General features: G+C 40.4%; 4 protein-coding genes. All 4 read left to right on the top strand.

Translation table 11 applies throughout. From position 1 onward, the window contains the following. Positions 1-89 precede the first annotated feature (89 nt). Positions 90-635 carry a GNAT family N-acetyltransferase gene (locus tag ACRCJ0_RS11725; protein WP_419971778.1) on the top strand — a complete coding sequence of 182 codons (546 nt, stop codon included), beginning with the start codon at positions 90-92 and terminating at the stop codon, positions 633-635. Positions 636-690: 55 nt separating this feature from the next. Then, positions 691-1,281 carry a hypothetical protein gene (locus tag ACRCJ0_RS11720; protein ID WP_419971777.1) on the top strand — a complete coding sequence of 197 codons (591 nt, stop codon included), beginning with the start codon at positions 691-693 and terminating at the stop codon, positions 1,279-1,281. 177 nt (positions 1,282-1,458) lie between these two features. After that, positions 1,459-2,139 carry a DUF969 domain-containing protein gene (locus ACRCJ0_RS11715; RefSeq protein WP_419971776.1) on the top strand — a complete coding sequence of 227 codons (681 nt, stop codon included), beginning with the start codon at positions 1,459-1,461 and terminating at the stop codon, positions 2,137-2,139. A gap of 7 nt (positions 2,140-2,146) precedes the next feature. Then, a partial coding sequence (locus tag ACRCJ0_RS11710) for a 5-oxoproline transporter, DUF979 family subunit (RefSeq protein WP_431390525.1) occupies positions 2,147-2,650 on the top strand: 504 nt, incomplete at its 3' end.

Raw genomic sequence — 2,650 nt, 5'->3', positions numbered from 1 at the left:
CTAGAAACACCATCTTAGATGACTTGTCTAAGGTGGTGTTTTTTCGTATAGTAAAAGAGATATAGTAGGAGGGAGGATTGAGCTTGAACATGGTATTGATTAGACCAATTGCTAAAGAAGATGAACCTGTGATTGCGGCTATTATTCGTAGTGTGTTAGAAGAAAGTCATTTAGATGTTCCGGGTACCGCCTATTTTGATCCGGAATTAGACTATATGTATGATTACTACCAGAAGCTTGCAGATAATGCCTATTGGGTGGTTGAAGAGCAAGGGCGTCTTGTTGGCGGCGTTGGGATAGGATTACTAGATGAATCGCTTGAATTACCTATTAAAGGGCACCCAGAGCTATTAGCTGAAAAAGCTACAAAAATTGGTAACGTAGGCGAGCTGCAAAAGCTATATCTTTTGCCAGAAGCTAGAGGGAAGGGCTATTCTAGGCGATTAATGGATACTGTGATGGTATTTGCGATAGACAAGGGCTATGACCTCTTATACTTGGAGACGATTAAGAGTCTTGAAACAGCCATCGTTTTATACGAAAAATTGGGTTATGAATTTTTAGATGAACCTTTATTGTCGGGTGACCATACCTTAATGGATACTTTCATGATGAAAGATTTAAATGCTGGATGATAATAACACGTAGTTTAAAGATTACGTAGTTTAAGAATAAGGAGGGGTGATTAGGATGACAAATTTACCTAAAATTGGCAAGCTTGCGAAGGAGGCTTTGGCGACGGTTGGGATTGACCAGGTTGAGCAGTTAACGGGCGTGACGAAGGCAAATTTGGCGAATTTGCATGGTGTAGGTCCTAAAGCAATCAAGATATTAGAGGAAAGCATGCTTGAATTAGGCTTATCTTTTGATGCAGGAGGGTCAGCGTGGCCAAAGGCACCCTTTTTCCTGGTAGGAGATTTGGCCTGTGATAATGCGCCTAGGCGACAATTTGCGCGGGATGTGGCGGTTGGCTTGTATGCGCGTGGGTTCTTTGGGCAGGATCCGGCTTTGGTGTCTGATGACGTGGTCTATCGGGCGCCTTATACGGGAGTGGAGTTGGTTGGGCGAGACCAGGTAGTTGAAGGCTTTGTTGGGGTGGCGGATGTGTCGTCTATGGAAGTCTTTCAGATCCTGTCGCACGGGAAGGAAGCAGCCTTACATGGGCGAATCGCTGATAAAAGAGGTGGCATGACTTATTTCTCTATATTTTACGAATTTACTGGACATAAGAAGGCTGCGCCTATCAGTAAAATTGTGCATTATCAACAAATTCAAGGCTGAGAACAATGTGAAACGACAAGGTTTGCATACAAGGTGAAAAGCTAGCGGGTACGCATTATTTATCCGCTTTTTTTGGTGGGTATTTACAAAATTTGTTTATCAGTTTTTACAAATTATGGCAAAAAAATGATAAAATAGAAAGTTATTAGGATTGATAATAAAAAGGGAGTGGACATAATGTATTATTTACCATTGATTGGTATTCTAATCATAATTATTGGTTTTGCTTTGAAGCTAGACACGATTGCGGTCGTTGTAATTGCAGGACTAGCAACAGCTTTAGTATCGGGTATTTCGGTTACTGACTTCTTGGTGATGCTTGGCGAAGGTTTTGTGAATAATCGTTTAGTTACAATTTTTATTTTAACCTTACCAATGGTTGGATTAGCTGAAACGTTTGGTTTGAAAAATCAAGCAGTACGATTGATTAACAATGTTAAAGGGATGACAACGGGTTCATTCTTGACTTTATACTTATTCTTACGTGAATTAGCTGGATTCTTATCAATTCGTATCGTAGGACACCCACAATTTGTACGACCATTAGTACAACCTATGGCAGAAGCGGCAGCTATTTCAAAAAATGGTGAAATTGATGATGCCACAAAAGAAGAAATTAAAGCACAATCTGCTGCTATGGATAACTTTGGGAATTTTTATGCGCAAAACACCTTTGTGGCCAGTGCAGGTACCTTATTGATTGCTGGAACGTTAGATTCGCTAGGGTATGAAGTGATGGCAATCGATGTGGCGCGTGCATCAATTCCAGTTGCCATTATTGCATTTATTCTAACAGCAGTTTATAACTATGCATTTGATCAAAAAATGAACCGTAAATACCGTAAAGGAGGTAAGTAAGGTGGAAATGTTCTTTACAAACTTACTAGAATTCTTCTATATTTTAATCGGCTTGCAGTTCGCCTTTACTGGTTATAAAGTTTTACGATCTGACCAAGATAAACGCATTGGAACAGCTTTATTCTGGTTTGACCTAGCTATTTTGTTTGCCTTAGGAAAATGGTTGCCAGCAATTATTTCTGGTGCTTTAGTCTTATTATTGGCAATTATTACCTTGGTTAAACACTTTGTAACAGGTAAATTTGAGCAAGACGAGGAGCGTGCAGAAGCTGGTGCAGACCGTTTTGGAAACCTTGTCTTTGTACCGGTTATTGTTATGGCAATTACAGCATTAGCGCTTGCGCAGTTTGTGCCGGCTTCAGGTGCGGGTGCTATTGGTATCGGGGCAATTGTTGCATTAGTGCTTGCGATGGCTATTTTCCGTGCACCATTCCAACAAGTTTTACATGAATCTAATCGAAATGTACAACAAGTTGGATCAACAGCTATTTTGCCACAATTATTGGCTGCG

The organism is Aerococcus sp. L_32 (genome assembly GCF_050689315.1).
This window is presented reverse-complemented; position numbering and strand designations above follow the sequence as displayed.

Coding starts and splice junctions, on each gene's coding strand:
- ACRCJ0_RS11715 (WP_419971776.1), top strand. CDS start 1,459: ATGTATTATTTACCATTGATTGGTATTCTAATCATAATTATTGGTTTT.
- ACRCJ0_RS11725 (WP_419971778.1), top strand. CDS start 90: ATGGTATTGATTAGACCAATTGCTAAAGAAGATGAACCTGTGATTGCG.
- ACRCJ0_RS11720 (WP_419971777.1), top strand. CDS start 691: ATGACAAATTTACCTAAAATTGGCAAGCTTGCGAAGGAGGCTTTGGCG.